General features: G+C 72.0%; 25 protein-coding genes, 1 pseudogene and 1 riboswitch. Of the genes and pseudogenes, 6 read left to right on the top strand and 20 right to left on the bottom strand.

Going from position 1 to position 26,028, the window contains the following annotated elements:
• Positions 1–10: 10 nt before the first annotated feature.
• The 8 genes from Cba03nite_RS18645 to paaA all read right to left on the bottom strand — a co-directional run bounded on the left by Cba03nite_RS18645 (position 11) and on the right by paaA (position 6,710).
• Positions 11–706: a demethylmenaquinone methyltransferase gene (locus Cba03nite_RS18645; protein WP_203747593.1), complete on the bottom strand. Its 696-nt coding sequence runs from the start codon at positions 704–706 to the stop codon at positions 11–13.
• A 55-nt stretch (positions 707–761) separates the two neighbouring features.
• Entirely contained in the window at positions 762–1,484 is a 723-nt protein-coding gene (locus Cba03nite_RS18640; RefSeq protein WP_203747591.1) for a hypothetical protein, read from the bottom strand.
• Between the two features lie 206 nt (positions 1,485–1,690).
• The gene (gene mqnC, locus Cba03nite_RS18635) at positions 1,691–2,881 is read right to left on the bottom strand and encodes a cyclic dehypoxanthinyl futalosine synthase (protein WP_203747589.1); all 1,191 of its coding nucleotides are present in this window, start codon (positions 2,879–2,881) and stop codon (positions 1,691–1,693) included.
• Between the two features lie 175 nt (positions 2,882–3,056).
• Complete coding sequence (locus tag Cba03nite_RS18630; RefSeq protein ID WP_203747587.1) at positions 3,057–4,109, bottom strand: 2Fe-2S iron-sulfur cluster-binding protein; 1,053 nt, start codon at positions 4,107–4,109, stop codon at positions 3,057–3,059.
• 10 nt (positions 4,110–4,119) lie between these two features.
• Complete coding sequence (gene paaD, locus Cba03nite_RS18625) at positions 4,120–4,620, bottom strand: 1,2-phenylacetyl-CoA epoxidase subunit PaaD (RefSeq protein WP_203747584.1); 501 nt, start codon at positions 4,618–4,620, stop codon at positions 4,120–4,122.
• A 109-nt stretch (positions 4,621–4,729) separates the two neighbouring features.
• The gene (paaC, locus tag Cba03nite_RS18620) at positions 4,730–5,410 is read right to left on the bottom strand and encodes a 1,2-phenylacetyl-CoA epoxidase subunit PaaC (RefSeq protein ID WP_203747581.1); all 681 of its coding nucleotides are present in this window, start codon (positions 5,408–5,410) and stop codon (positions 4,730–4,732) included.
• Positions 5,407–5,688: a 1,2-phenylacetyl-CoA epoxidase subunit PaaB gene (gene paaB, locus Cba03nite_RS18615; protein ID WP_203747578.1), complete on the bottom strand. Its 282-nt coding sequence runs from the start codon at positions 5,686–5,688 to the stop codon at positions 5,407–5,409. The genes paaC and paaB overlap by 4 nt, the downstream gene beginning before the upstream one ends.
• Positions 5,685–6,710, bottom strand: a complete 1,026-nt coding sequence (gene paaA, locus Cba03nite_RS18610) for a 1,2-phenylacetyl-CoA epoxidase subunit PaaA (protein ID WP_203747575.1) — start codon at positions 6,708–6,710, stop codon at positions 5,685–5,687. Before paaA ends, paaB begins: the two co-directional genes overlap by 4 nt.
• Before the next feature lie 224 nt (positions 6,711–6,934).
• On the opposite strand from paaA, the gene Cba03nite_RS18605 reads away from it, so the two are divergent.
• Positions 6,935–7,948, top strand: coding sequence for a serine hydrolase (locus Cba03nite_RS18605; RefSeq protein ID WP_203747572.1), 1,014 nt, complete (start codon positions 6,935–6,937; stop codon positions 7,946–7,948).
• Between the two features lie 45 nt (positions 7,949–7,993).
• Complete coding sequence (locus Cba03nite_RS18600; protein ID WP_203747569.1) at positions 7,994–8,938, top strand: hypothetical protein; 945 nt, start codon at positions 7,994–7,996, stop codon at positions 8,936–8,938.
• 14 nt (positions 8,939–8,952) lie between these two features.
• On the opposite strand, the gene Cba03nite_RS18595 is transcribed toward Cba03nite_RS18600, so the two are convergent.
• Entirely contained in the window at positions 8,953–9,801 is an 849-nt protein-coding gene (locus Cba03nite_RS18595) for a menaquinone biosynthetic enzyme MqnA/MqnD family protein (protein ID WP_346112567.1), read from the bottom strand.
• A gap of 67 nt (positions 9,802–9,868) precedes the next feature.
• A complete protein-coding gene (locus Cba03nite_RS18590; RefSeq protein ID WP_239125851.1) occupies positions 9,869–10,438 on the bottom strand; it encodes an ArsR/SmtB family transcription factor in 570 nt (189 codons plus the stop codon).
• A gap of 125 nt (positions 10,439–10,563) precedes the next feature.
• On the opposite strand from Cba03nite_RS18590, the gene Cba03nite_RS18585 reads away from it, so the two are divergent.
• A complete protein-coding gene (locus tag Cba03nite_RS18585) occupies positions 10,564–12,582 on the top strand; it encodes a HelD family protein (protein ID WP_239125850.1) in 2,019 nt (672 codons plus the stop codon).
• Between the two features lie 79 nt (positions 12,583–12,661).
• Here the strand turns inward: Cba03nite_RS18585 and Cba03nite_RS18580 are convergent, their stop codons facing one another.
• Complete coding sequence (locus Cba03nite_RS18580) at positions 12,662–13,081, bottom strand: hypothetical protein (RefSeq protein WP_203747567.1); 420 nt, start codon at positions 13,079–13,081, stop codon at positions 12,662–12,664.
• A 245-nt stretch (positions 13,082–13,326) separates the two neighbouring features.
• Here Cba03nite_RS18580 and Cba03nite_RS18575 point away from each other — a divergent pair, with 245 nt between their 5' ends.
• Complete coding sequence (locus Cba03nite_RS18575; RefSeq protein ID WP_203747565.1) at positions 13,327–14,640, top strand: aminotransferase class V-fold PLP-dependent enzyme; 1,314 nt, start codon at positions 13,327–13,329, stop codon at positions 14,638–14,640.
• Positions 14,641–14,650: 10 nt separating this feature from the next.
• On the opposite strand, the gene Cba03nite_RS18570 is transcribed toward Cba03nite_RS18575, so the two are convergent.
• The 7 genes and pseudogenes from Cba03nite_RS18570 to mqnE all read right to left on the bottom strand — a co-directional run bounded on the left by Cba03nite_RS18570 (position 14,651) and on the right by mqnE (position 20,666).
• Positions 14,651–15,676: an ArsR/SmtB family transcription factor gene (locus Cba03nite_RS18570; RefSeq protein ID WP_203747563.1), complete on the bottom strand. Its 1,026-nt coding sequence runs from the start codon at positions 15,674–15,676 to the stop codon at positions 14,651–14,653.
• Between the two features lie 62 nt (positions 15,677–15,738).
• On the bottom strand, positions 15,739–16,506 hold the full coding sequence (locus Cba03nite_RS18565; RefSeq protein WP_203747561.1) for an ABC transporter ATP-binding protein: 768 nt from the start codon (positions 16,504–16,506) through the stop codon (positions 15,739–15,741).
• A pseudogene (locus Cba03nite_RS18560) lies at positions 16,506–17,522 on the bottom strand (FecCD family ABC transporter permease); the annotation flags it as partial. The pseudogene Cba03nite_RS18560 and the gene Cba03nite_RS18565, both read right to left, overlap by 1 nt.
• 17 nt (positions 17,523–17,539) lie before the next feature.
• Positions 17,540–18,472, bottom strand: coding sequence for an ABC transporter substrate-binding protein (locus Cba03nite_RS18555; RefSeq protein ID WP_203747559.1), 933 nt, complete (start codon positions 18,470–18,472; stop codon positions 17,540–17,542).
• Positions 18,473–18,562: 90 nt separating this feature from the next.
• Positions 18,563–18,693, bottom strand: a riboswitch (cobalamin riboswitch).
• Between the two features lie 38 nt (positions 18,694–18,731).
• A complete protein-coding gene (locus tag Cba03nite_RS18550) occupies positions 18,732–19,043 on the bottom strand; it encodes a DUF4229 domain-containing protein (protein WP_203747557.1) in 312 nt (103 codons plus the stop codon).
• 16 nt (positions 19,044–19,059) lie between these two features.
• Entirely contained in the window at positions 19,060–19,494 is a 435-nt protein-coding gene (locus Cba03nite_RS18545) for a hypothetical protein (RefSeq protein WP_203747555.1), read from the bottom strand.
• A 2-nt stretch (positions 19,495–19,496) separates the two neighbouring features.
• Positions 19,497–20,666 (bottom strand): aminofutalosine synthase MqnE, encoded by a 1,170-nt coding sequence (gene mqnE / locus Cba03nite_RS18540; RefSeq protein WP_203747552.1) that lies wholly within the window; start codon positions 20,664–20,666, stop codon positions 19,497–19,499.
• Between the two features lie 238 nt (positions 20,667–20,904).
• Here mqnE and Cba03nite_RS18535 point away from each other — a divergent pair, with 238 nt between their 5' ends.
• The gene (locus tag Cba03nite_RS18535) at positions 20,905–22,233 is read left to right on the top strand and encodes a C40 family peptidase (protein ID WP_203747549.1); all 1,329 of its coding nucleotides are present in this window, start codon (positions 20,905–20,907) and stop codon (positions 22,231–22,233) included.
• 305 nt (positions 22,234–22,538) lie between these two features.
• Entirely contained in the window at positions 22,539–24,074 is a 1,536-nt protein-coding gene (locus Cba03nite_RS18530) for a DEAD/DEAH box helicase (protein ID WP_239125876.1), read from the top strand.
• Positions 24,075–24,252: 178 nt separating this feature from the next.
• On the opposite strand, the gene cds1 is transcribed toward Cba03nite_RS18530, so the two are convergent.
• On the bottom strand, positions 24,253–25,344 hold the full coding sequence (gene cds1 / locus Cba03nite_RS18525) for an L-cysteine desulfhydrase Cds1 (protein WP_203747542.1): 1,092 nt from the start codon (positions 25,342–25,344) through the stop codon (positions 24,253–24,255).
• An 18-nt stretch (positions 25,345–25,362) separates the two neighbouring features.
• The gene (locus tag Cba03nite_RS18520) at positions 25,363–25,812 is read right to left on the bottom strand and encodes an Lrp/AsnC family transcriptional regulator (protein WP_203747539.1); all 450 of its coding nucleotides are present in this window, start codon (positions 25,810–25,812) and stop codon (positions 25,363–25,365) included.
• Between the last annotated feature and the right edge of the window lie 216 nt (positions 25,813–26,028).

Below are 26,028 nucleotides of genomic sequence, written 5' to 3'. Positions count from 1 at the left end.
AACGGCCGGATCAGGCCGGGCGGACCGCCTTGTGCAGCGCCACGATGCCGCCGGTCAGGTTGCGCCACTTCACCTGCGACCAGGTGTTCTCGCCGATGATCGTGGCGAACTCGCGCTGGTCGGGCCACGCCCGGATGGACTCGGCGAGGTAGACGTACGCCTCGGGGTTGCTCGACACCTTGCGCGCCACCGCGGGCAGCGAGCGCATCAGGTACTGCAGGTAGACGGTGCGGAACGCGCCGTTGGTCGGGTGCGAGAACTCACAGATGACCAGGCGGCCGCCCGGCTTGGTGACCCGGGACAGCTCGCGCAGCGCGGCGGGCGTGTTCGCCACGTTGCGGATGACGAACGAGGTGGTCACCGCGTCGAACGTCTCGTCCGGGAACGGCAGCGCCAGCGCGTCCCCCGCGACCAGCGGCACCTTCGGCCGGTCGCGCCGTCCCACGGCCAGCATGCCCAGGGACAGGTCGACGCCGACCACGTACGCGCCCGAGCGGGCCAGCTCCTCGGTCGAGACGCCGGTGCCCGCGCCCAGGTCGAGCACCTTCTCGCCGGCCTTGAGCGCCAGCGCGGCCCGGGTCGCCCGGCGCCAGCTCTTGTCCTGGCCGAACGACAGCACGGAGTTGGTCTTGTCGTACTTCTCCGCCACCCCGTCGAACATCGAAGCGATCTCGTGCGGCTCTTTGTCAAGGTCTGCGCGGCTCACAGCCGCCACTCTGCCAAACCCCGCGCGGCGGCGCTGCGGCGGCTGCCACACTGCGCTACTCCGTGTCGTCCTCTTCGCCGCCGGAGCGGTCCCGCCACAGGTACGCGGCACCGCCCAGGCCGACCAGCCCGAACAGCACCGCGCCGACCCCGATGAGCAGGAATCCGCTGCTGGAGGAGTCCTTCTCGGCCGCGGGCGGCGCGGCGACGACCGGCGCCTCGCTGCCGTAGTCCGGCTCGAAGGTCTCCTGCGGGCTGAGGCTCTGCTGCGGCGACGGGCTCTCGCTCGGCCGGGGCTTCGCCGACGGCTTCGGCGAGGCGGTGGGCTGCGGCTTGGCCGCGCCCTCGATGACGATCTCCGCCGAGTTGTTGGCCTTCTTCGCGTCGCACCCGCAGGTGACGGTGAACGAGCCCGTCCCGGTCACCCTGGATGTGATCTTGACCTGGATGGTCTGGAAGCCGCCCTCGGGCCGCGCGGCGATCCTGCTGCGCCACTCGGTGCCGAGCCCGCACCTGGCGGTCGTGCGCTCCTGGTTGAAGACACAGGCCGTGCCCGCCGCCTTGACGATCACCGTGCCCGCCGGGGCGCGGTAGTTGAGGACCACCTGCTGGATGGTCAGCGGATCACCGTGGTTGGCGATGCCCACCGACACGTCGACGGTCGCCCCGATCGCTCCGCGCGCACCTCTGGACAGCGCCGCGAGATCCGGCCCGGCCGCCCACGCCGGAGCGGCGGCGGCCCCCACCGCCGCGACGAGCGCCACGAACAGCGCTGCCATCCTGCTCACGATCCGCGTCATCGATGTCCCCCCGACGTCACAGTCAGGTGGACACTAATGTCCGCCGGCCACCCGCCCCCATAGTCCGATCAGGCACAGACCGGCCGGCGGCTCCCGCCACGTGAAGATCACTGCTTCGTGTCAGAACCTGCGGTCTGAGCGCACTTCTGGACACGAAACGGCGATCTAGCCCGCGCGAGCGAAGCTCAGCGCGCGTCGACCAGGGGGAGCTGCCTGCCCACGCCGCCGCCCTCGATGGCGATGGAGGAGAAGTGGGAGGTGACGCGCTCGTCCGTCGGGTCGTCGGCGGGGGTCCAGTGCACCTTGAGGTGGCGGTACAGCGTGTCGCGCTGGGCCGGGATGCGGCCCGCCGTGCGGATGAGCTGGACCAGGTCGTGCAGGTTGGACCGGTGCCGGGCGCCCGCCGAGGAGATCACGTTCTCCTCCAGCATGATCGAGCCCAGGTCGTCCACGCCCATGTGCAGCGCGAGCTGGCCCACGTCCTTGCCGGTGGTCAGCCAGGACGCCTGCAGGTGCGCCACGTTGTCGAAGAACAGCCGGGCCACCGCGATGAGCCGCAGGTACTCCAGCGACGTGGCCTGGGTGCGGCCCTTGAGGTGGTTGTTCTCCGGCTGGTACGTCCACGGGATGAACGCGCGGAAGCCGCCGGTGCGGTCCTGCACGTCGCGGATCATGCGCAGGTGCTCGATGCGCTCGGCGTTGGTCTCGCCGGTGCCCATCATCATGGTCGCGGTGGACTCGACGCCGTGCCGGTGCGCCACCTCCATGACCTCCAGCCAGCGCGCGCCCGACTCCTTGAGCGGGGCGATCGCCTTACGCGGCCGGTCGGGCAGCATCTCCGCGCCGGCGCCCGCGATCGAGTCCAGGCCGGCCGCCTTGATACGGGCCACGGCCTCGTCGATGGACACCTCGGAGACCTTGGCCATGTGCAGGATCTCGCTGGGCCCGATCGAGTGGATCATGAGCTGCGGGTACGCCTGCTTCACCGAGGCGAACAGGTTCTCGTAGTACTCCACGCCGAACTCGGGGTGGTGGCCGCCCTGCAGCATCACCTGCGTCGCGCCCAGCTCCACCGCCTCGCCGCAGCGGCGCAGGATCTCCGCGGTGTCGTGCACCCAGCCCTCGGCGTGCTTGGGCGCGCGGTAGAACGCGCAGAACTTGCACGCCGTCACGCAGACGTTGGTGTAGTTGATGTTGCGGTCGATCAGGTACGTCACGACGCCGTCCGGGTAGCGGCGGCGGCGCACCGCGTCAGCGGCCTCACCCAGCGCGTGGAACGGCGCGTCGGTGTAGAGCAGCAGCGCCTCCTCGGCGCTGATCCGGCCGCCGTCGGCGGCCCGCTGCACGATGCTGTCGATCTCCCTGTTCGCACTCACGCCACCGAGACTAACCCGTCCCCACCGCCCCGGGGCCGCCTGGTCCGTCACACCGTCCCGCCGCTCCCGCGTCCGCGTGCGCCACTCTGCAGTTTCGGGGAAACTGCACGAACCTGAGCCAGGGATCGTGCAGTTTCCCCGAAACTGCACCCCCACGACCGGCTCCCGGAGGCGGTCAGGCGTCGAAGTCGAGGGTGAGGGTGTCGGTGGTGGGGGTGGACTGGCAGGTGAGGACGTAGCCGGCGGCCAGCTCGTCGGGCTCCAGGGACCAGTTGGCGGCCATCTGCACAGAGCCTGAGACGACCTTGGCGCGGCAGGTCGAGCAGACCCCGCCCTTGCAGGCGTACGGCAGCTCGCCGCGGTGCCGCAGCGCCGCGTCCAGCACCCGCTCGGCGCGGTCCATGGTGAAGTCGGTGGAGCGTCCGTCCAGGACGATGGACACCTCGACCTCACCGCCCTCGGCCACGGCGGCCTGCGGCGCAGGCGGCTCCTCCGCGTGGAACAGCTCGACGTGCACCTTGCCCGACGCGCCCGCCGCGGCCAGCGCGTCCCGGGCCGCGCGGACCACGCCCAGCGGCCCGCACAGGAACCACTCGTCCACGGCCGCCAGCTCGAACTCCTTGAGCAGCGCGGTCACCCGGGGCCCGTCGAGCCGGCCGGACAGCAGCTCGCTGGGCTGCATCTCCCGCGACAGCACGTGGACCAGCTGCAGCCGGGAGCCGTAGCGGTCCTTCAGGTCGGCGAGCGCGTCGGCGAACATCACCTCGGCCGCGCTGCGGTTGCCGCAGATCACCGTGAACGTGCTGCCCGGCTCGACGGCCAGCGCCGTGGCGATCAGCGACAGCACCGGCGTGATCCCGGAGCCGGCCACGATCGCGCCGTAGCGGCGGGTGCGGGCCGGGTCCAGCTCGGTGGTGAAGCGGCCCAGCGGCGGCAGCACCGGCAGCGTCTCGCCGGGGGCCAGACCCTGGGCGCGGGTGGAGAAGACCCCGCCCGGCACCCGCTTCACCCCGATCGTCAGCATGCCTTGCTCACGCAGCTCGGCGGGGGTGGAGCAGATCGAGTACGAGCGGCGCAGCTCGCCGTCGAGGCGTACCGTCACATGCTGCCCGGGACGGAAGGTGAAGACCTGCCGCAGCTCGGCGGGGACGGCGAAGGTCAGCGCCACCGCGGACGGGGTCAGCGGCTCGACGGCGGCGACGGTCAGCTCGTGGAAGGTCGTGCTCACAGCGGCGGGCTCACAGTTTCTTGATCGCGTTGAAGGGTTCCAGGCAGGAGCGGCAGCTCCACAGGCTCTGGCACGGCGTCGAGGCGTACCGGCTGATCTGCAGCACCGGCGTGACCGGCTGGCCGCCGTGCGCGCAGCGCGGGCAGGCCGGGGTGCCTGACGCGCCCGGCGCGGCGATGCCGGTGCGCTCCAGCGCCGCCCAGCCCGACTCGGTGATCATGTCGGTAGACCAGGCCGGGCTGAGCACGGTCTTCACCTCGACGTCGGGGTGCCCGGCCGCGGCCAGCGCGGATCGGATGTCGTCGCGGATGGCGTCCATCGCCGGGCAGCCGGAGTAGGTCGGGGTGATGGTCACGGTGACGCGGCCGTCCTCGGCCAGCTCGGCGCCGCGCACGATGCCCAGCTCACCGATGGTCACCACGCGCAGCTCGGGATCCGGCACGGCCCCGGCGATCTCGGCGACCCGCGCCGGGTCGTCGAGCAGCACGGTCTCGGGGTGAGCCAGCTCCATGGTCATACCTCCTTCCCGTTAAGAAGGTGCCCTTCCTCTACGCATAGCGTGCTGCGCTGCTGCTCGGCTCGCTGACGCGAGCCGACGAAGGTGCCCTTCCTTTCGGGCGTCACCACTGGGCTCCGGGGTGGGCGCGGTGCAGGGACTGCATCTCGGCGAGCAGGTAGCCGAGGTGTTCGGTGTGGCGGCCGGTGCGGCCTCCCTCGGGCTGCCAGCGGTCGGCGGGGCGGGTCAGGCCGGCCTCGGCGAGGATCGGCTCGACCAGGGCCAGCCAGCGGTCCCGGATGCCCTCGGTGAGTTCGTGCGCGTACGGCCACAGGCTGTCCAGGGCCTCCTGGACGCGGCGGTGCGACTCGTCGGTGCCGCCGCCCAGGCGCAGCGTCCACTGGTGGGCGTGGTCGAGGTGGTAGGTCGACTCCTTGACGGTCTTCGCGCCGATGCCCGCGGCGAGTTCGTCGTCGCTCGCCGCGAGGTCGGTGTAGCGCAGCAGCTGGGCTGACGACAGCAGGAGCAGCCAAGCCATGGTCCAGGCGAAGTCCAGGTCGCCCCGGGCGGGGCCGAGCGGCAGCTCGGCCAGCAGGCAGTTGCGGAACTGGGGGCCGTCGCGCAGGTAGGCCAGCTCGTCCTCGTCACCGGCGGTGGACAGCAGCAGCCGGGCCGCGCCGAGCTGGTCGAGCGCGATGTTGGCCAGCGCCACGTCCTCCTCCAGGGTGGGCGCGCGGGAGACCCACTCGCTCAGCCTTTGGGCCGCGATCAGCGCGTCGTCGCCGAGCGCAAGCAGCTCGCTCACAGGTGTTCCACCCCCTCCGGCAGCTCGTAGAAGGTGGGGTGGCGATAGATCTTGTCGGCGGCCGGGTCGAAGAAGGAGTCCTTCTCGTCCGGGCTCGACGCGGTGATCTCGGCGGCGGGCACCACCCAGATGGAGACGCCCTCCTGGCGGCGGGTGTAGAGGTCACGCGCGTGCCGCAGGGCCATGCCCGCGTCCGGCGCGTGCAGGCTGCCGGCGTGCGTGTGCGCCAGCCCGCGCCGGGGCCGGACGAACACCTCCCACAGGGGCTCGTTGCTCACACCGTCACCTTTCCGTTCTGCTTCGCCGCGTACGCCGCGGCGGCCTCGCGCACCCAGGCGCCTTCCTCGTGGGCCCGCCTGCGGTGCGCCATGCGCTGGCGGTTGCAGGGCCCGTCGCCCTTCACCACCCGCATCAGCTCGTCGAAGTCGGGAGAGGTGTAGTCGTAGTGGCCCCGCTCCTCGTTCCACCGCAGGCCGGGGTCGGGCAGGGTGAGGCCGAGGATCTCGGCCTGCGGCACGCACATGTCGACGAAGCGCTGGCGCAGCTCGTCGTTCGAGAAGCGCTTGACCTTCCACGCCATGGACTGCGCGGAGTGGGTGGAGTCGGCGTCCGGCGGGCCGAACATGGCCAGCGACGGATACCACCAGCGGTCCACCGCGTCCTGCGCCATCGCCCGCTGCTCGGGGGTGCCCTGGGCCAGCACGTACAGGGACTGGTAGCCCTGGCGCTGGTGGAAGGACTCCTCCTTGCACACCCGGATCATGGCGCGGGCGTACGGGCCGTACGAGCAGCGGCACAGCGGCACCTGGTTGACGATCGCCGCCCCGTCCACCAGCCAGCCGATGGCGCCGACGTCCGCCCAGCTCAGCGTGGGGTAGTTGAAGATCGAGCTGTACTTCTGCTTCCCGGAGATCAGCGCGTCGGTCAGCTCCTCGCGGCTGATGCCCAGCGTCTCGGCGGCGGCGTAGAGGTAGAGCCCGTGCCCGGCCTCGTCCTGCACCTTGGCCAGCAGGATGGCCTTGCGGCGCAGGGTGGGAGCGCGGCTGATCCAGTTGCCCTCCGGCTGCATGCCGATGATCTCGGAGTGCGCGTGCTGGGCGATCTGGCGGATCAGGCCGGACCGGTACGCGTCGGGCATGGCGTCGCGCGGCTCGATCTTCTGGTCGGCGGCGATGACGGCGTCGAAGGACGCCTCGCCGTCCAGGGCCCGGTCGGCGGCCTCGCGCAGCGCGGCCTCGGCCTCCTCGACATCGCCGAGCAGGCTGTCGGCGCCCGCGACGGCAGGCTTGGGAGTCTCCATGCGGCCAGTGTTACAGCTCTGCTCCGATCGGCGCAAGAACTGTCACAACGAGCCCGCCCCGGCGTCCACGCACGTGACCTGCGTCACTTCTGGCCGGGGAGCTGAGCGCGAGCAAGACTCGGAAATGGCAGCTCGCAGCGGTACGACCTACCGTTGCGGCCAACCCGGACCACCCCATATCCGGGCGAACCCACGACAATGACGTCACCGGGAGCACCCCCTCCATGCAGCGCCGCCGTACCTTCAGCACCGCCGCGACGACCGCGCTCGGCGTTCTGGTCCTCGCCCTGCTGGCCCCTGCCGCCGTGGACCGGGTCGCGGGCGAGCGGACCGTCACCGACTCGCAGCAGAATGTCCAGGTGAACGCGAACGCGGGCGCCACGCCCGAACCGTCGGCCGCCGCCGTCACCCCCAGCCCGGCGAGCGTCCCGTCGCCCGCCGCCGCGAAGGCGCCCGCGAAGCAGGACGCGCGGGCCGAGGCCGCCCGCCAGCCCAGCCGTTCACTGGTCGCGGGCCGGGTCAACCTGAACTTCACCGGCGACTTCATCGGCTACGCCATGCTCGACCGGCACACCGGCGAGCTGATCGCGTCCCGCAACGCGACGCAGACCAGCAGCACCGAGTCGATGATCAAGGTATGGCTGGTCGCGGACTTCCTGCGGCGGGCCGCCGAGTCCGGGCAGACCGTCGGCCAGGAACGGCTCGAACAGGCGAGCGCGGCCATCCGGCACTCCGACGACCGCGCCGCCCAGGCCCTCTACCTGGCCGGCGGCGGCAACGACGTGGTCCAGCGCATGATCGACATGTGCGGGCTGACCGACACCAGCCTCTACGACCAGTGGTGGAGCCGCACCCAGATGTCCCCGCGGGACGCGGTCCGGCTCGCCCAGTGCGTCGCCGACGGCACCGCGGCGGGCCCGCGCTGGACCGACTGGGTCATGTCCGAGATGCGCCAGGTGTCCGGCTCGACCGCCGCCGAGGAACAGTTCCCCACCACAGGCGGCGGCAGATGGGGCATCATCGACGGCGTACCGGACCCCGTTTCCCGCACCCTCGCCATCAAGAACGGCTGGACCGCGATCGGCGCCGACAGCAACTGGCACCTGAACTGTCTGGCCATCAGCGATGACTGGATCATGACCGTGATGACCCGTTACCCCGTCGAGAACGGCCTGCAGTACGGGGCCGACGTCTGCGCCGGCGTGGCGCGGCAGTTGGTGACGCCACCTGGCGCCTGACCGACGACATACTCCGTGACCCCTCCTCCCCCCGGAGTCCCCCTCATGAAAGAGCTGCTCACCCGACGGCGCGCACTGCTGGCCGGCGGGGCCGGCCTCGCCGCCGCCATGACCACCGGAGGCATCTGGTTGGCCAACCGCGACAACGGCGTCCCCGTCCAGCACGCCTGGCGCGAGCCCAGCCCGGCGCCGAGCGCGACGCCCGCGCCCTCGACCTCGCCCGCCTCGCGGGCCATCCCCATCCAGCCGGGCCCGCCCGGCGTCGAGCACGCCGACCTGCTGGAGTCGGGCAACGCGGCCGAGCTGGTCAAGGTCAACACCAGCGCCTGGTACAGCTGGGCGCTGATGGACCGCAAGACCGGCACCATCGTCGGGTCCAAGAACTGGAACCAGACGAACATGACCGCCTCGATGATCAAGGCCTGGCTCGCCGCCGACTACCTGCGCCGCGCCGCCGACAACGGCCAGACGCCCAGCTCGACGCGGATGAACGAGATCCGCACGATGATCCGCGACAGCGCCAACGGGCCCGCCTCCACACTCTGGGCGGAGTTGGGCAAGTCGGCGACCATCTCCCGGATGATCTCGATCTGCAAGCTGACCGACTCCAGGGCCGGCGACGGCTGGAGCACCACCCGGCTGTCCGCTCGCGACACCTGCCGCATCGCGCACGCCATCGGCAGCGGCGCGGCGGCGGGCCCCCGCTGGACCGACTACCTCGTCGGCGAGATGCAGGCGGTACGCGGCACCGGCGACTTCGGCATCCGTAAGGCCTGGCCCAGCAACCAGCAGTCGAGCATCGCCATCAAGAACGGCTGGGTGGACCGGCAGGCCACCAGGGAGTGGAACGTCAACTGCCTGGCGCTGGGCGACACCTGGACCATGGCGGTGCTGACCCGCTGGAAGATCACCAGCCCGAGCTGGAGCCACGGCGCCGAGATCGCGAAGTCGGTGGCCACCCAGCTACGGTCGAAGACCCAGCTGATCTGACCTACAGCTCGGATCTACAACGACATGAACTCCGGCCCGCCCTCGGGCAGCGCCGGCGCCGCGCCGAGCAGTGCCGCCCGGCGGGCGAACTCACGCAGCCCGCTGATCTGGCGGCCGCCCAGCGAGAAGTCGAGCACGCGGAAGTACGAGGCGAGCGTGGCGGCGTCGAAGGGCTCCCAGCGGGCCGCCGCCGCGGCGACGTCGTCCAGCTCGGCGACGCACAGGTCGCGCGAGCGCAGGAACGCCTCGTGCACGTCCTTGACCAGGCCCGGGTGCGCGGCCGCGAAGTCACGCCGCACCGCCCACACGGCGAAGACCATCGGCAGGCCCGTCCACTCCCGCCACGCCTGGCCCAGGTCGGTGACGGCCAGGCCGCGCTTGGGCGCCTCGAACAGGGCGCGCAGCGCGGCGTCGCCGATGAGCACGCCCGCGTCGGCCTCCAGCAGCATCGCGGTCAGGTCCGGCGGGCTGGTGAAGTAGTCGGGGGTGACCCCGTAGCGATCCGCCAGCAGCATGCGCGCCAGCAGCACGCTGGTCCGGGAGGTGCTGCCCAGGGCGACCCTCGAGCCGTCCAGCTCCAGCAGCGGCCTGGTGGAGACCACGTTGACGGAGAGCACCGGGCCGTCCGAGCCGACCGCGAGGTCGGGCAGCAGCAGCAGCTCGTCGGCGTGGCGCAGGTACTCCACCAGCGAGATCGGGCCGATGTCGAGGTCACCGGCGACCAGGGCCTCGCTGAGCCGGTCGGGGGTGTCCTTGTGCAGGTCCACGTCGATCAGCGCGCCCGAGCGCATCAGTCCCCAGTAGATGGGGAGGCAGTTCAGGAACTGGATGTGCCCGACCCGGGGACGCCGCATCGCGTTCATGATCAGGGAGCCTACCCTCCGCGGGCGACCCGGCGGGCGGTGCCCGCCGGGGCTGTGACTTCCCGCGTCAGTCGACCGGCACGGCGCGGATCTGGCAGGTGACCCGCCGGGCCGCGGCCGGCACCTCCCCGCGCACGCTCACCTTGTACGGCTCCAGCAGCGCCGTCATCTTGTCGGTGAGCTCGGTCAGCTCGTCCGCGGTGATGACGATGCCGAACTCGCTCATCAGCGCGGCGTCGTACCACTGGTCGGTCTCCTCGTGCGAGCGCGACAGCCAGTGGCGCACCCGCTCGTCGCCGCGGGCCAGGAACACCCCGGCCACGGCGCTCTCCGCGGCGCGCGCGTCCGCGCCGCCGTTCGGCCCCACCTCGATGGAGAAGCCACGGGTCCGGGCGCGCCACACCCGCTCGCGGCCGTCGCCGCGGCTGGGCGCGTCCTCGATCAGGCCCGCCTTGGCCAGCGCGCGCAGGTGGTAACTGGTCGCGCTGGGGGACAGGCCCACCATCTCGGCGCACTCGGTCGCCGTGGCGTCCTCGCCCGTCGCGGACAGGTGATCCATGATCGCAATCCGGGCCGGATGTGCCAGCGCCCGCATCACCGACGGGTCGGTGATCTTCAGCAGTCCCTCAGAGCTCACGCGTAAAGAAAATCACGTGCCCCGCCCTTGATGACAGCTACCATGGTCGGTCGGTTTGACAGGCACAGCCGACAGCGCTTTACAGGGAGCGCAGAGCCGGGCGGCCCTCCTCTGAAAGGACGGCCGTGACCACCCACGCCCGTGTCACCCCCACCGACGACATATCCGCCGAACGAGACCACCTCACCACGTCCCGCGCCGCGCTGAAGGCGATGCGTGAACGCGCCGAGCACCTGTTCACCACCGGCGACCAGGTCGCCGGGGACGCGTACACCGCCGAGCAGCTCGGGCGGCAGATGGCCCAGCGCATCAAGGAGCTGTCCGACGACCCGGCGGTGCCGCTGTTCTTCGGCAAGCTGACGATGTCCGACCTGGACGAGCGCTGGCACATCGGCCGCCGTCACGTCACCGACGCCGTCGGCGAGCCGCTGGTGCTCGACTGGCGCGCACCCATGTCCCGCCGCTTCTACCAGGCCAGCGCCCGCGACCCGCAGGACGTCGCGGTGCGCCGCCGGTTCGGCTGGTCCCCGGCCGCGCCGGGCGGCACCACCGTGCTGACCAGCTTCGAGGACGAGCGCCTGGACGCCGGGGAGGAGCTGGGCACGGGCAGCGCCATCCTCACCGCCGAGATCGAGCGTCCCCGCGTCGGGCCGATGCGCGACATCGTCGCCACCATCCAGCCGGAGCAGGACGAACTGGTCCGGGCCGAGCTGGAGGACACCATCTGCGTACAGGGCGCCCCCGGCACCGGGAAGACCGCGGTCGGCCTGCACCGCGCGGCGTACCTGGTCTACCTGCACCGGGAGCGGCTGCGCCGGGCCGGCGTGATGATCATCGGGCCGAACCGCTCGTTCCTGCACTACATCTCGGCGGTGCTGCCCGCCCTCGGTGAGCTGGAGGTCGAGCAGACCACCGTCGCCGAGCTGCTGGACCAGCTGCCGGTGCGCGCCGAGGACGGTGCCGCCGCTGCGGCGGTCAAGCACGACCCGCGCATGGCGCAGGTGCTGCACCGCGCGCTGTGGTCCCGGATCGCCCGCCCGGCCGGGCCGATCACCGTGTCCGACGGCTCGTACCGCTGGCGCGTCGACGAGGGCGTGCTGCGCCGCGTCGTCGACGAGGTACGCCGCGAGCAGCCGCCGTACGCCCTCGGCCGCGAGCGGGTGCGGGCCCGCGTGGTCGGGCTGCTGCAACGGCAGTCCGAGGCCCGCCGCGGCGACTCCCCACCGGACTCGTGGCTGCGCAAGATGGGCAAGGTCAAGGCGGTCGTGGAGCTGCTCGACCACTGCTGGCCGGCGGTCACCCCGCAGCAGCTGCTGGCCGACCTCTACACCGACGCCGAGCGGCTGCGCGAAGCCGCCGACGGGCTGCTCGACGAGGCCGAGCGGGAGTCGCTGCGCTGGGTGAAGCCGCCGCGCAGCCTGCGTACCGCACCCTGGACCGCGGCCGACGCGGTGCTCGCCGACGAGATCGCCGGGCTGCTCGACCGCCAGCCCGGCTTCGGCCACATCGTGATCGACGAGGCGCAGGACCTGTCCCCGATGCAGGCGCGGGCGCTGGCCCGGCGCAGCGCGCACGGTTCGCTGACGGTGCTCGGCGACCTCGCCCAGGGCACCACCCCGTGGGCCGCGCGCGACTGGCGGGACATGCTCGGCCACCTCGGCCGTCCCGACGGCCGCATCGTGCCGCTGAGCACCGGCTTCCGGGTGCCCGAGGCGGTGGTGGCGCTGGCCAACCGGCTGCTGCCCGCCCTCGACGTCGCGGTGCCGCCGGCCCGCTCACTGCGCCGCGACGGCTCGCTGGAGGTCACCGAGTCGGCCGACGTGGTGACCGCGGCCCGCGCCGCGCTGGAGCGGGAGGGGTCGGTCGGCGTCATCGCCGCCGACGCCGCGGTGCCCGCGGTGCTGGCGGCGCTGCGCGAGGCCGGTCTCGATCCGTCCGAGCTGGACGGCGACGGCCGCCTCACCGTGGTGCCCGCCACGATGGTCAAGGGCCTGGAGTACGACCACGTGGTCGTGCTCGAACCCGCCGCCATCGTCGCCGCCGAGCCGCGCGGCCTGCACCGGCTCTACGTCGCCCTCACCCGCGCCGTGACCAGCCTCATCGTCCTGCACACCGACCCGCTCCCGGAGCCGCTGCGGAGCTGACACGGCACGGCATGCTCGTTCCGGGGACGGCTTCCGCCCCCGGAACGAGCACCGGATCAAACCGACCTACGCCGCAGCGTCATGCCGCGACTTTTCCGCCCACCGGATAGTCCCAGTCGAAACTGTTGTAGATCTGGATGGTGAACTTCGTGCCGTCGAGCACCTGCGTGGCCAGGATGACGTAGCCCGCGTTCGCCCGCACCAGCTGATACGGCTTGCACGTGCCGCCCCACCAGCACAGCCGCACGTCCCAGTAGACGTCGCCGTTGTTGGTCAGGTCGATCTGGATGTCAGAGCAGCGCGAACTGGTCGTGTAGTAACTGCTGGCGCTGGGCAGGTAGCGGATCGACCCCACCGTCAGGTTCTGGGTGGGGAACGAGACCGCGCCCTCGTAGCAGCCGGCCGCCGCGGCCGGCGACGCGGTGAGCACCGTCGTAAGCGTGCCGGCCAGCGCCGTCAGCACGGCCATGATCGCCAGTTGCCGAAGTTTCTTCCTCATGCGCATCCCTTCCGAGGACGTCCGCCCGGCGGCCGCCGGGAGAGGCCGAGTTCAGCGGTCCACACCGTCCGGGTCTTCCTCCGCTCGATCCGGTGCGACGCGGCCGTCTGTCCGAACACGACTGAGACAACCCTCTGGCATCGACGAATCTCCCACAATGAGTTTGCCTCTGCCCGAAAACTCGGAGCCTGCGACGCCTCGCGTGCGGGCTGGCGCTACGCGCCCAGAGGTGCTGCGATGTACCGATGGGTGAGATCTCGCGTCGCGGGCTGCTGGGCGGGCTGACCGCGACCGCCGCGCTCGGTGCACTGTCCGCGTGCGACGGCGCGGAGGTGACGCCGCCCCTGGTGAGCAGCGCGCCGCCACTGGACCCGAACAGCTGGGCGAGCGTACGCGCGCAGTTCGCCCTCGACACCGCCAAGGCGCAGTTCGCGGCGTTCGTGTTCGCGAGCCCGCCGGCCGTGGTGCGCGACGCGATCGCCCGGCACCGGGCCGGGCTGGACGCGGACACGTTCGGCTACCTGCACGAGAACGAAGAGGGCGCGCTCGAGCGCATCCACGTCGGCGCGAGCCGCTACCTGGGCGTGCCCGGCACCGACGTGTGCTTCACCGACTCCACCACGATGGGCCTGGGCCTGCTCTACGGCGGGATCAAGCTGCGCCCCGGCGACGAGGTGCTGACCACCGAGCACGACTTCTTCTCCACGCACGAGTCGCTGCGGCTGCGCGCCGAGCGCGACGGGGTGACCGTACGCCGGGTGCGGCTGTTCGCCCAGTCCGCGGCGGCGAGCACCGACGAGATCGTGTCCGCGCTGGTCAAGGCGCTCACCCCGGCGACCCGGGTGGTGGCGGTGACCTGGGTTCACTCCAGCACGGGGGTACGCCTGCCGATCCGGGCCATGGCCGACGCGCTGGCCGTACACAACAGGGACCGTGCTCCCGAGCAGCGGGCGCTGCTGTGCGTCGACGGGGTGCACGGGTTCGGCGCCGTCGACGCCGGGCCGGCGGAGCTGGGCTGCGACTTCCTGGTCTCGGGCTGCCACAAGTGGCTGTTCGGGCCGCGCGGCACCGGACTGGTCTGGGGCAAGCCGGAGGCGTGGGCCCGTTTCCAGCCGACCATCCCCGCCTTCGAGAACGCCGCGTTCGGCCGCTGGATGGGGCTGAGCCAGCTCCCGCCCAACCCGGCCGGGTCGCCCGGCGGCTATCACGCGTTCGAGCACCAGTGGTCGCTGGCGGAGGCGTTCGAGTTCCACCGCACGGTGGGCCGGGCCCGGATCGCCGAGCGCACCACGGCGCTGGCCACCCGGCTCAAGGATGGGCTGGCCGGGATCTCCGGGGTCACCCTGTTCACGCCGCGCTCGGCGGAGCTGTCCGCGGGCGTGGTGTGCTGCAACGTGGGCTCGCTGCATCCGGGCATGGCGGCCGCGCAGCTGCGCGACAAGGGCGTCATCACCAGCACCACGCCGTACGAGCCGTCGTACCTGCGGTTCGGCACCAGCATCCTGACCGGTGAGGACGATGTGGACCGGGCGCTGGCGGCGGTCCGCTCGCTCGGGTGACCGAGCGGGATCAGCCGGCGGCCAGCAGTGCCCGGCCCAGCGGGGTCAGGTCGTGGTGGACCGTGTTCCGGTCGCGGGTGCTGAGCACCAGCCCGCAGTTGCGCAGCACGGCCAGGTGCTTGCTCGCCGCCGGGACGGTGAGGCCCAGCCGCCTGGCCAGCACGGAGGTGGTGCCGCCGGTCGCGACCGCCTCCAGCACCAGCGCGCGGGTGCGCCCCATCAGGGCGGTGAGCGGCCCCGACGGCGCGTCGCGGTGGGCGTTCGCCGTGCCCCACACCGCGGCCTCGGCCGTGATGCGGGCGGTGGGGTCGACCGGGTAGACCAGCACCGGCGGCAGTTCCGCGTCGGCGAGCACCATCAGCTGGCGGGTCTCCTTGAAGTAGGAGGGGATCAGCAGCAGCCCGCGCCCCTCCAGGTGTACGTCCCGGTCGGTGCTGCGGCCGTACACGCCGACCTCCAGCACGCCGTCGGCGTATCGCACCTGCGGGTGGAGCCGGCCGAGCACGGCCGCCAGCCCGCCGTCGACGAGCTGCCGGGCGCGCAGTGCCCGGTCCCGCCGGATCGCCTCGGTGACCTGGTCCCACACCGGGGCGAGAGCGAGGTCGTGATAGCGGCGCAGGCTCGCGCCGAGCGCGTCGAGGTCCTCGGGACTGCCCCGGCCGATGCCCTCGATCAGCGGCCGGGTGTCGGCGGACGCGCCGGCGAGCTGGTCGATCTCGCGGCGCAGGCGGCGCTTCGGGGTGCCGAGCACCGCGTCCAGGCCGGCCTCGAAGCCGCCCACCGACTCGTACGGGGTGAGGAAGTCGGGGAAGTAGCCGCGTGGCGGGTTGAGCGCGAACGGCAGCGCGACCGCCCGGCGCTCGCGGCTGCCCGGATGCAGGCGCCGGGTGATCTCGTGCTTCCAGCCCGCGAGGAACGGGTTCGAGTCGCGCAGCCGCAGCTGGTGCATGCTCAGCGACAGCTCCCACAGCGGATCCGGCTCCGCGGCGATCCTGGTGGCGGCCAGATCCGCTCCGGTGAAATGGATCCGCAGCATCAGCGCATGATGACGGATCTAAGATCATCACACCAGGTGTTTGCCTCCTGCGGCAAACACCCTCAGCCCGCGCGCACCGGCACCACGATCGGGCCGAACTCGCCCGCGATCACGCGGACCCGCGCCCGGTAGTGCCGGGCCAGCAGCTCCTCGGTGAGCACCTGCGCCGGCGGGCCGTCGGCGGCGACCCGGCCCTCGGCCAGCAGCACCAGCCGGTCGGCGTACTCGCCGGCCACGGACAGGTCGTGCATGGTGGCCAGCACGGTGAGCGCCCGCTCCTTGCGCAGCGCGTCGACCAGCTCCAGCACCTCCTGCTGGTGGCCGATGTCCAGCGCCGAGGTTGGCTCGTCGAGCAGCAGCAGCGGCGCGCCCTGGGCCAGCGCGCGGGCCAGGAACACCCGCTGCCGCTCGCCGCCGGACAGCGTCTCCAGCTCCCGCCCGGCGAACCGGCGCAGCTCGAGGGAGTCCAGCACCTGCTCCACCAGGGACAGGTCCTCGGCCGACTCGCGGCCCAGCGGCGCGATGTACGGCGTACGCCCGAGCAGCACGTAGTCGAGCACCCGCATGGCGGACGGCACCACGGGCTGCTGGGCGACCGTCGCTACGAGCTGGGCCCGGCGCCGGCGCGGCAGCGCCGTGGTGGCGGTGCCGTCGATGGTGACCGTGCCGGTGTGCGGCACCGCGCCGCCGACCGCCCGCAGCAGCGTCGACTTGCCCGCGCCGTTCGGGCCGATCACGGTGACCCACTCGCCGGAGGCCACGGTCAGGTCCACCCCGTGCAGGATCTCGGCGTCGCCGAGCGTGACCCGGATTCCGGCGGCGGCCAGCATCAGACGCTCACCCGCCGGGTGGTGCGCAGCACCAGCACGAAGAACGGCGCGCCGAAGAACGCGGTGACCACGCCGATGGGCAGCTCGCCGGGCGCGATCAGGGTGCGCGCGGCCAGATCCGCCAGCGCCAGGAACGCCGCGCCGAACAGCAGCGACAGCGGCAGGATCGACCGGTATGAGCCGCCGGCCAGCAGGCGCACCACGTGCGGCACGATGATGCCGACGAAGCCGATCAGCCCCGACACGGCGACCGCCGCGGCCGTGCCCAGCGAGGCGGCGCCCAGCAGGATCAGCCGCGAGCGCTGCGGGTGCAGGCCCAGGCTCGCCGCCTCGGTGTCGCCGACGCTCAGCACGTCCAGCTCCCGGCGCAGCGCCAGCACCACCACGGTCGTGACCACCGCGTACGGCAGCAGCAGGGTCACCTCGTGCCAGCCGTTGGTGGCCAGCCGCCCGAGCAGCCAGGAGTACACCTCGCGGATGGTGTCCACGTTGCGCTGCAGCAGGTAGGTCTGGATCGCGGCGAGGAACGCCGACACGGCGACCCCGGCCAGGATCAGCGTGGCCGACGACCGGTCCCGGCCGCCCGCCACCCCGAGCAGGTACGTGGCCAGCACCGCCAGGCCCGCCCCGGCGAACGCGGCCGGGGCCAGCCAGGCGCTCTCCCGCAGCGCGATGGACAGGGTCGCGCCGAGCCCGGCGCCCGCGGCGACGCCGAGCAGGTACGGATCGGCCAGCGGGTTGCGGAAGACGCCCTGGTAGCAGCCGCCCGCCAGGGACAGCATCGCGCCGACCAGCAGCCCCAGCACCACCCGCGGCAGCCGCAGCTCGGTGATGATGGCGATCTCACGCTCGTTGAGGCCCGACGGCAGGTCCACGCCGGGGATCAGGTTCAGCAGCTCCGCCGCGACCGAGCCGGGCGGCAGCGTCACCGGGCCGAGGGCGACCCCGGCGATGAGCGCGACCAGCACGGCCCCGATGCCCGCGGCGAGCCACGGGAGTCGCAGCCGTGCCGGTCGCAGTGTCTTCACGACGATCAGGCCTGAACCTTGCCGGTGGCCTCGACGATCGAGCGGATCAGGTCGACGACGCGCGGGCCCCAGCGCGAGGCGATGTCGTCGTCGAGCGCGATGACCTGGCCCTTGCTCACGGCGGTGATCCCGGCCCAGCCGGCCCGCGCCTTCACGGTGTCCAGGCTCTGGCCGCAGCACTTGGTGTCGGCCAGGAAGATCAGGTCAGGGTTGGCCTTGACCAGCGACTCGGCGGTCAGCTGCGGGTAGCCGCTGCCCTTGGTGTCGGCGGCGTCCGCCACGTTCTTCAGGCCCGCCAGCTCGAACAGCGAGCCGATGAAGGTCTTCGAGGTCACCGAGTACAGCGTCGGGTCGAGCTCGTAGTAGTAGGTCAGCGGGGTGGCGCGCTGCGGCACGTCCTTGACCAGCTTGGCGATGTCGTCCTTCATGCGCTGGGTGAGTGCGGACGCCTCGTTCGCGTGGCCGGTCAGCGTGCCCAGCTCGCTGATCTGCCGGTACGAGTCCTCCAGCGTCACCGCCGCCGGGGCGACGTACACCGGGATCTTCAGGGCGGTCAGCTGAGCCACCACGTTGTTGCTGTCGGTGCTGAGCACGACCAGGTCGGGGCTCTTCGCAGCGACGGCCTCGGCGTTGGGCTGGAAGCCGGACAGGTCCGTCTTCGGCGCCTCGGCCGGGAAGTTCGAGTTGTCGTCGACGGCGGTGACCTGGCCGCCCGCGCCGATGGCGAACAGCATCTCGGTCGTGGTCGGCGACAGCGAGATGATCTTCACGGGCTGCGCGGCGAGGGTGACCGAGCCCACGGTCACCGGGTACGCCGCGGCGGCGCCGGACGGCGCGGGGGCGGCGGGGTCCTCGGTGGCGCAGGCCGCGAGCCCGGCCGCGAGGCCGAGGGCGGCCAGCGCGCCGAGCGCGCGCCGGGAGAGCGAAAGGGCAGACATGCAGATCCTCCTGTCGGTCGAGGCAAGGTCTTCGCCGACAGGGCCCGTTCAGGTGGGGCAGCCCGGTCCGCGAGACGCCTTTCCTCGAAGGCGTGGTTCGCGACCGCCGCAGGCGACCTGGCTCCCCGCTCGACGAGCGGGATCACAGTTGCGGGACAGCGCCGGGTTCGCACCGGCTTCGCTGCGGACGGTCAGGCGACACGGTAATACACACCCGTGCCGCCGGACGCGAGGCGGGATCAGGATGTGCCGCTGCTCATCACTTGGCGGAGGACGCCTCGGCGACCGGGGCCGCGTCGTCGGTCTCGTCGGCCGCCGCGGGGACGTCCTCGCCGGCCAGGGCGGCGCGCAGCCGCTCCTTGTCCGCCTTGCGGCGCTCCAGCGCGTCCTCGACCTGCGCCGTCATCTCGTCACGCAGGCCGCGCAGCAGGAACCAGCTGAGCGCGAACGACGCCAGCACCGCGATGCCGAGCTTGATGAACAGGTCGATGCCGGGGATGAACCAGGCGGCGGCGAAGCAGGCCAGGAAGAGGACCAGCCGGCCGAGGGTGTACTTGACAGCAGGACTCACCGGTCCAGGGTAGCGGTCAGTCTCGGCTAGCCACGGCAAGGCCGGTGTGCCAGAGCACGGCGTACGCGACGGTGGCCACCAGGGAGCCCAGGCCGCCGGTGACCAATGGGGCGAACCCGCCCGCCAGCCCGACGGCGACCAGCCCCAGCACCACCGCGACCAGCGCGGCGGCCGGGGCCACGGCGAGCCGTCCGCGATGGGGAGCCGCTGCCTTGAACTGCTCCACGAACACGATCACCGGGTAGATCAGGCCGAGCCAGCCGGTGACCTGCCCGAACTCGCCCAGCCCGAGCAGCGCGAACAGCCCGTCGAAGGCGAGCAGCCCGAGCATGCTGATGACCCAGCCGGCCAGCACGTACCCGAGCAGGTCGGAGAGGGAGACGATGCGCCCGGCGGCGTCACGGCGGGGACCGCGACGCCGCTCCTGCGGGGCGCCCTCGGCGCCGGCCATGCTCAGGCCCAGACCTGCTGCGGCTCGCTGCGCCGCTCGGCCAGGCTCTGCGGCGGGCCGTACTCCCGGACCACCTGGTAGCGGGTGTCCCGCTCGACCGGGGTGAAGCCCGCGTCCCAGATCAGGTGCAGCAGGTCGTCGCGGTGCATGGTGTTGGGCGTGCCGTACGAGTCGGCGTCATGGGTGATCTTGTACTCCACCACCGAGCCGTCCAGGTCGTCCACGCCGAAGTTCAGCGACAGCTGCGCCACCGACAGGCCGTGCATGACCCAGAAGCACTTCACGTGGTCGAAGTTGTCCAGCAGCAGCCGGGACACCGCGAACGTCTTCAGCGACTCGGCCGGCGAGGCCATCGTGGTGCGCGCCTGGATCCGGTTGCGCACCTTGCCGTCCGCGCTGTCGTGGAAGTCGTGCTGGTAGCGCAGCGGGATGAAGACGGTGAAGCCGCCGGTCTCGTCCTGCAGCTCACGCAGGCGCAGCACGTGGTCGACGCGGTGCCGCGGCTCCTCGATGTGGCCGTACAGCATCGTCGACGGGGTGCGCAGGCCCTTGCTGTGGGCCAGCCGGTGGATGCGCGACCAGTCCTCCCAGTGGCAGGCGTGGTCCACGATGTGCTGCCGGACCTCCCAGTCGAAGATCTCGGCGCCGCCGCCGGTCAGCGACTCCAGGCCCGCCTCCATCAGCTCGTCGAGGATCGCGTCGGCGGTCAGGCCGGAGATCTTCTCGAACCACTGCACCTCGGTCGCGGTGAACGCCTTCAGCTTGACGTTCGGCAGCGCCTGCTTCAGCTCCTTGAGCACGCGCGGGTAGTAGCGCCACGGCAGGGTCGGGTGCAGGCCGTTGACGATGTGCAGCTCGGTCAGCTGCTCGTCCTTCATCTCCAGCGCCTTGGCGACGGCCTGCTCGACCCGCATCGTGTAGGCGTCCTTCTCCCCCGGCTTGCGCTGGAAGGAGCAGTACGCGCAGCTCGCCGAGCACACGTTGGTGAGGTTGAGGTGCCGGTTGACGTTGAACATCACCCGGTCGCCGTTCTTCTGCGTGCGCACGTGGTGTGCGAGGCGGCCCAGCCAGGCCAGATCGTCACTCGCGTAGAGTGCCTCGCCGTCGGCGCGGCTGAGCCGCTCCCCGGCGTAGACCTTCTGCTCCAGCTCCCGCTTCAAACCCACGTCCATGACCGCCAGCCTACGACCCCGCCGCAGGTGACACTCGTGTGGGCCTTGACAGCTGATGTTCAGCTTGACGCCACCGGGACAGAAGGGTCGACATGAAACCTGATTTCCGGTAGGAAACTTGGTGGGACCAACGGGGAGGGCGGGGCCACTGATGTCCAAGCGTCGACGTGGGCAGACTCGACGTCCGCATCCGGCTGCTCTCGGCACGGCCGTGCTGAGTGCGCTGATCGTGGGCGGCGTGACGGTGCCCGCTGCCGCGGAGGCGCCGGTCGGGGCGAAGATCACCGCGATTCCCGACTCCGGCAGCCGCCCCGTCGCCGACGGCATCCCCACCCTGCCCTACGGCTCGCTCAGCACGCCCCGGTCGGTCGCGCTGACCCCGCAGGCCCAGCTCCTGGCGCAGTACACCGCCGCCGAGCTGGAGCTGTCGGTGCTCAGCGCCCGCCGCAGCGAGCTGCAGCAGGAGTACAGCAACGCGCTCATCGCCAAGGCGATGGCCGACTACGCCTGGCGCCAGACCGCCGACGCGCTGCGCGAGGCCCGCAAGGCCGCCGAGGCCGCCGCCATCGCCGCCTACCAGGGCTCGGTGAAGGGCCCGGCCGGCCTGGACGACTCGCTCGGCGAGCTGGGCCTGCTCATCCCGCGCGCGCACAGCACCCCGGAGACCGAGTCGGCGCTGGCCGACCTGTCCCGCGCGCAGGTGGAGGAGCGCACCGCGTACGTCGCGCTCACCGAGGCGATCACCGCCGAGCAGAAGACCTCCGCCGCGTACTCCGCCATCGAGAAGGAGTACAAGCGCAAGGAGACCGCGTTCCTGGAGCTGAAGCGGCGGGTCGCCGAGGCGCAGTCCGAAGCGGACCGGCAGCGCGAGCTCCAGGAGCAGAACCTCGGCGACTACGACGCCGGGCAGAGCAACGCGGGCCTCATCGCCGCTCCCAAGGCGCGTCAGGCCGTCATGCACGCGCTCAGCCAGCGCGGCAAACCGTACAAGTGGGGCGATGAGGGCCCGAACACCTACGACTGCTCCGGCCTCATGTACTGGTCGTACGGCAAGGCCGGCATCCGGCTCAACCGGGTCGCCAAGGACCAGTACTACGGCACCCGTGCCAAGCCGGTGGCCAAGAGCGCGCTGCTCCCCGGCGACCTGCTGTTCTTCGCCACCAATCCGAACGACTGGCGCACCATCCACCACGTCGGCATGTACCTCGGCAACGGCAAGATGGTGCACGCGCGCACCACCGGCGATGTGGTGAAGATCGCACCGGTGAGCATGAGCAGTGTCGACTTCGCGACCCGCGTGGTGGACGCGCTGCCCGCGCCGCAGAGCACCCCGACGGCCACCGCGTCCGCTTCGGCGACCCCTCGGCCCACCGCGTCGTCCTCGCCGTCGGCGAGCAGCTCACCGAGCAGCTCACCCAGCGCGAGCAGCTCTCCGACCCCGCAGGGCGGCGGTTCCCCGGAGCCGGAGCCGGCCGAGTCGGCGTCCCCGGTGGCGCAGGAGAGCACCAGCCCGAAGGCGAGCCCGCAGCCGTCCCCGAGCCCGAGTCCGGCGCCCGCCGCGGGGTGACTCCCGCTACACCGCCGTGTTATTGACGGGACGCCTGGCGCGGCGCCCCGTACACTTGACGGGTTGTGTTCTGGGCGCGCTCGGCGCGCCCTCGAGCGTTCCTGCGGGTGACTTGCAGCGGCACGAGGCCGCGCGGCGCGGGGATGCGCCACCCGAGAGGTTTCGCGTTGACTATGCATGACCCTGCCCTGTTCCCGTCGGTCTTCGAGATCGACATCGACGGCTCCGCCGCGCCCGAGGGCGCCGCTGCCGACCAGGGCGATTCCCACCTTCCCACCTTCGCCGAGCTCGGCCTGCCCCGCCCGATGGTGCGGGAGCTGGACCGCGCCGGCATCACCCAGCCCTTCGAGATCCAGGCGGCCACCCTGCCCGACGCGCTGGCCGGCCGGGACGTGCTCGGCCGCGGCCAGACCGGCTCGGGTAAGACCCTCGCGTTCGGACTGCCGCTGCTGGCCCGGCTCGCCGAGGGCAAGCCGGCCCGCCCGCACCACCCGAAGGCCCTGATCCTGGTGCCCACCCGTGAGCTGGCCATGCAGGTCGCGGACGCGCTGCGCCCGCTGGCCAAGGCGATGGACCTCTACACGGGCACCGCCGTCGGCGGCGTGCCGTACGACCGGCAGATCCTGGGCCTGCAGCGCGGCCTGGACGTGATGATCGCGACGCCGGGCCGCCTCGGCGACCTCATCGAGCGCGGCGCCTGCGCGCTCGACGACATCGAGGTCACCGTGCTCGACGAGGCCGACCAGATGGCGGACATGGGCTTCCTGCCCGACGTCACCGAGCTGATGTCGAAGACCCCCGCCGAGGGCCAGCGCCTGCTCTTCTCGGCCACTCTGGACGGTGACGTCGACACGCTGGTCAAGCGGTTCATGAAGGACCCGGTGACGCACTCGACCGCCCCGCCGGCGGCCGCGGTGACCACCATGGACCACATGATGCTGCTGATCCCGCCGCAGGAGAAGTTCAAGGTCACGGCGGCGATCGCGAACCGTCCGGGTCGGACGATCATGTTCGCGCGCACCCAGATGGGCGTGGACCGCCTGGTCGAGCAGCTGCGCGAGGTCGGCGTACGCGCCGGTGGCCTGCACGGCGGCAAGACCCAGCGGGTCCGCACCCGCACCCTGGCCGAGTTCAAGGAGGGCCGGATGGGCGTGCTGGTCGCGACCGACGTCGCGGCCCGCGGCATCCACGTGGACGGCGTCTCGCTCGTCGTGCACATCGACCCGCCGAAGGACCCCAAGGACTACCTGCACCGGGCGGGCCGCACCGCGCGGGCCGGCGAGTCCGGCGCGGTGGCCACCCTGGTGCTGCCCAAGCAGCGCCGCACCACGCTGGCCATGATGGAGAAGGCCGGCGTCGAGAAGCCCGCCGAGCACCGGCTGCGCTTCACCGACGAGAAGCTGGTCGAGCTGACCGGCGCCCGGGAGCCCTCCGGCACCCCCGTGGTGGACGAGCCGGAGCCGCGTTTCCAGCGCGGCCCGCGCCGCGACGGCGACCGCTCGTTCCGCGACCGCGGCCCGCGCCAGTACGGCGACCGGCCCTTCCGCGGCGACCGCCCGCAGGGTGACCGCCCGTTCCGCGACCGGGGCGACCGCCCGCAGGGCGACCGCCCGTTCCGTGGGGACCGGCCGCAGGGTGACCGCCCGTTCCGTGGCGACCGCCCGCAGGGCGACCGGCCCTTCCGCGGCGACCGCTTCCAGGGTGGTGACCGCCCGTTCCGCAGTGACCGGGGCGACCGCCCGTTCCGCGGTGACCGCCCCCAGGGCGACCGGCCCTTCCGCGGCGACCGTCCGCAGGGTGACCGGCCGTTCCGGGCCGAGCGTCCGCAGGGCGACCGCTGATCTGACGACATCGAGGGCCCCGCACTCCTGCCAGGGATTGCGGGGCCCTCGTCGTCCCCGGCACAGCTGCGGCCGGGCGCTGCAACACAGGGGTTGCCATGGCAACCAAAGGGTTTCCTGTCGCGGGTCACATCAGCTGGGTTGTAGCTACAACCCAGCTGATGTGACGTGGCGGCGGTCAGTCCTGCCAGGTGCCGGTCTGGAGGAACTGCCGGACCGTGGTGAGCGGGCCGGTGAGGTCCAGGTGCTGGTCGGCCAGCCAGGCGTCGTCGTAGTACGTGTGCACGTAGCGCTCGCCGCCGTCGCAGAGCAGGGTCACCACGGATCCGGTCTCGCCCCGTTCGCGCATACCGGCGATGAGGCCGAAGGCGCCCCAGAGGTTGGTGCCGGTGGAGCCGCCCACCCGGCGGCCCAGCACCTCGGAGGCGACCCGCATCGCGGCCAGCGAGCCCGCGTCGGGCACCCGCACCATGCGGTCCACGATGTCGGGCTGGAACGACGCCTCGACCCGGGGCCGCCCGATGCCCTCGATGCGCGAGCCCTTGCCGGTGGTCACCGACCAGTCGCCGGTCTCGTACGCCGGGTAGAAGGCGGAGTTCTCCGGGTCCACCACCAGGATCTTCGTGCAGTGCCGCTGGTAGCGGACGTAGCGGCCGATGGTGGCGGAGGTGCCGCCGGTGCCCGCGCCGGTCACGATCCATGCCGGCACCGGGTGCCGCTCCTGCGACATCTGCTGGAAGATCGACTCGGCGATGTTGTTGTTGCCGCGCCAGTCCGTGGCCCGCTCGGCGTAGGTGAACTGGTCCATGAAGTGCCCGCGGCGGTCCTCGGCCAGCCAGCGCGCCTCGACGACCACCTGCGCCGGATCGCTCACCAGGTGGCATTCGCCGCCCTGGAACTCGATCAGCTCGATCTTCTCCTTGCTGGTGGAGGCCGGCATCACCGCGATGAACGGCAGCCCCAGCATGCGCGCGAAGTACGCCTCGGAGACGGCCGTGGAGCCGGACGAGGCCTCCACGATGGTGGTGCCGGGGCGGATCCAGCCGTTGCACAGCGCGTACAGGAACAGCGAACGGGCCAGCCGGTGCTTCAGCGATCCGGTGGGGTGCACCGACTCGTCCTTCAGGTAGAGGTCGACGCCCCAGGCCTCCGGCAGCGGGAACGGCAGCAGGTGCGTGTCCGCGCTGCGGTTGGCGTCGGCGGCGACCTTGCCGATCGCCTCGGTCACCCATGCCCGGTCGTCGTCACAACACCTGTCCAGCTGCTCCATGAGCGGACCGTAACAGGTTCAGCCGAGCAGCGGCCTGGGCCTGCCTTCGAAGGTGGTGGACAGCGCGATCGCGGTGCGGGTGCGGGCCACCCCGCGGGTGCGCGACAACCGCACGATGAGCTGCTCCAGCTCCGCGATGGTGCCCACGCGGGCCTTCACCAGATACGACTCCTCGCCGGCCATGAAGTAGCAGGACTCGATCTCGTCCAGCTCGGTGAGCGCCGCGCTGACGTCCTCCATGTCCACGGCGGGATCGGCCACGATGCCGATCAGCGCGGTCACGCCGAGGTCGATGGAGCTGGGCTCCACATCCGCGTGGTAGCCCCGGATCACGCCCGACGCCTCCAGCTTGCCGACGCGGTCGTGCACCGCGGGCGCGGAGAGGCCGACCTGGCGCGCCAGCTCCGCGTAGGAGAGGCGGGCGTTGTTACGCAGCAGGTCAAGCAGGTTGCGGTCGATCGCGTCCACACAGAGCACCTTAGAGGCAGTTTCTTCCAGAGTGGGCACGGAGGGGCGCATCTTCGGGCAATATACGAATGAGGTTCGCGACGTACAGCCGCGAACCCCCCAAAAGGTGCATACGACCATTTTAGGGACATCTGTTCATGTAGGTGCTCTAATTGGGCGTACGTCCCAGCGGAGGCGGCAACCGGGTTCGTCCCAACCGACTCCGTCGACGCAAGG

Source organism: Catellatospora bangladeshensis, assembly GCF_016862575.1.
GTDB classification, from domain to species: Bacteria; Actinomycetota; Actinomycetes; order Mycobacteriales; family Micromonosporaceae; genus Catellatospora; species Catellatospora bangladeshensis.
This window is presented reverse-complemented; position numbering and strand designations above follow the sequence as displayed.